Source organism: Caulobacter sp. D5 (genome assembly GCF_003185805.1).
GTDB lineage: Bacteria > Pseudomonadota > Alphaproteobacteria > Caulobacterales > Caulobacteraceae > Caulobacter.
Map to the genome: position 1 here is coordinate 1 of NZ_QHJY01000358.1, position 1,484 is coordinate 1,484.

The 1,484-nt window shown below is 71.2% G+C and carries 2 protein-coding genes; one reads left to right on the forward strand and one right to left on the reverse strand.

The features are described 5' to 3' along the window. Positions 1-31: 31 nt before the first annotated feature. A complete protein-coding gene (locus tag DMC18_RS20870) occupies positions 32-1,051 on the reverse strand; it encodes a DUF2125 domain-containing protein (protein WP_110118030.1) in 1,020 nt (339 codons plus the stop codon). 38 nt (positions 1,052-1,089) lie between these two features. On the opposite strand from DMC18_RS20870, the gene DMC18_RS20875 reads away from it, so the two are divergent. Continuing rightward, positions 1,090-1,484 (forward strand): gamma-glutamylcyclotransferase (locus DMC18_RS20875; RefSeq protein WP_110133274.1); only part of this gene is annotated, 395 nt, incomplete at its 3' end.

Below are 1,484 nucleotides of genomic sequence, written 5' to 3' on the forward strand. Positions count from 1 at the left end.
TCCCTCTCTCAAAGAGAGAGGGAATCTTGGGTCAGCGCGGCACATACACCTGCGGCGAAGGCCCCGTGTCGAAGGGCCCCAGGCGCGTGCGGCCGTTCTGGAAGTCCAAGGTGGCGCTGAGGGTCGGGTCCTGGCCGGCGGCCGCGGCGATCGCGGCGGCCGCCGAGCGGGCGTCGGTGATCGCTTCGGCGGGGGAGGGCTTTTCGCGCACGGTGACGTCGAGGGCGCCGCGCAGGCGGCCGTTCGGATCGACGGTCAGGGCGCCGGACTTGGCTTCGATCAGGGCGTCGCCGGCGGTCAGCTTGCCGCTCTCGACGCTGATGGCGCCGCCGGCGGCGGTCCAGTCGCGCACCGCGTCGGTCCAGTTGTCGCCGCGCAGGGCCGAGGCCTTGGACAGTCGCGAGTCCCAGTAGAGCGAGGCGGTGCGGTCCTGGGCGATGCGGCCCAGCAGGCCGGTGAAGGCCACCTTGGCGCCGTCGGCCTTGAACAGGATCGCGGCCTGGTCATCGGGCCCGGCGCGCAGGTGCAGCTGCAAGGCGTCGGTCGAGCTGATCGGGAATGGCTCGACGTCGGCGGCGGTGGTGAAGACCAGCTTGGCGCCCTCGATCGAGATGCGCGGCGGATACTGGTCGAAGCCGTCCAGGCTGGCGCGCAGGGCCTCGCCGGTGACGACCACGTCGCCTTTCTCGGGGCGGGTCAGCACCACGCCGGCGGGCGCGACGATCATCCAGTGGCCGACGCCGTAGATCATCGCCTCGCCCTTCAGCTTGGGCGCGCGGACGGCCCAGCCCGAGGGCTCGGCGACACGGGCGTTCTCCAGCCGCACGTCCAGCCGGAAGGGGAAGCCGGTGACCTCGCGCCGGGTCCACGACAGGTCGTAGCCCTCGGCCTTCAGGTGGGCGGCGGTGGCGTCCATCCGCGTGACCATCTCGTTGCGCAGCCAGAACCAGCCGACGCTCCAGACGATGCAGACCAGGGCCGCGAGGACGAAAGGCAAGGCGAGGCCGCGACGGCGGGGCTTGCGGGACGGCGTCGGGTCGCTATGGGTCATGGGCGAAGGGGCTGTTCCGGTCGGTGAGGGTGTCAGGCGTGTCGAGCGAGCAGCCGCGGGGCGGCGATCGTTGGGTGTTCGGTTACGGATCGCTGATGTGGCGGCCCGGGTTCCCGTTCATAGACCGAAGAACGGCGGTCCTCCATGGGCGCAGGCGCGCCTTCTGCATCTATTCGGTGCATCACCGGGGGACGTACGAGCGCCCGGGCCTGGTGCTGGGCCTGGCCCCCGGCGGGGCGGTGCGCGGCGTGGCCTATCGGGTGGCGGAAAGCGTCTGGCCCGAGGTCTACGCCTACCTGCGCGAACGCGAGCAGCCGACCGAGACCTATTTCGAGGCCTGGTCGAAGCTGAAGATCGACGGAAACGGCGAGGTCCCGGCCCTGGTGTTCCTGTCCGACCGCAAGCACGGCCAGTGGGCGGGAGCTTTGTCCCT

Excerpts from the sequence above, each read along its gene's own strand:
- DMC18_RS20870 (WP_110118030.1), bottom strand. The coding sequence starts at position 1,051 with ATGACCCATAGCGACCCGACGCCGTCCCGCAAGCCCCGCCGTCGCGGC.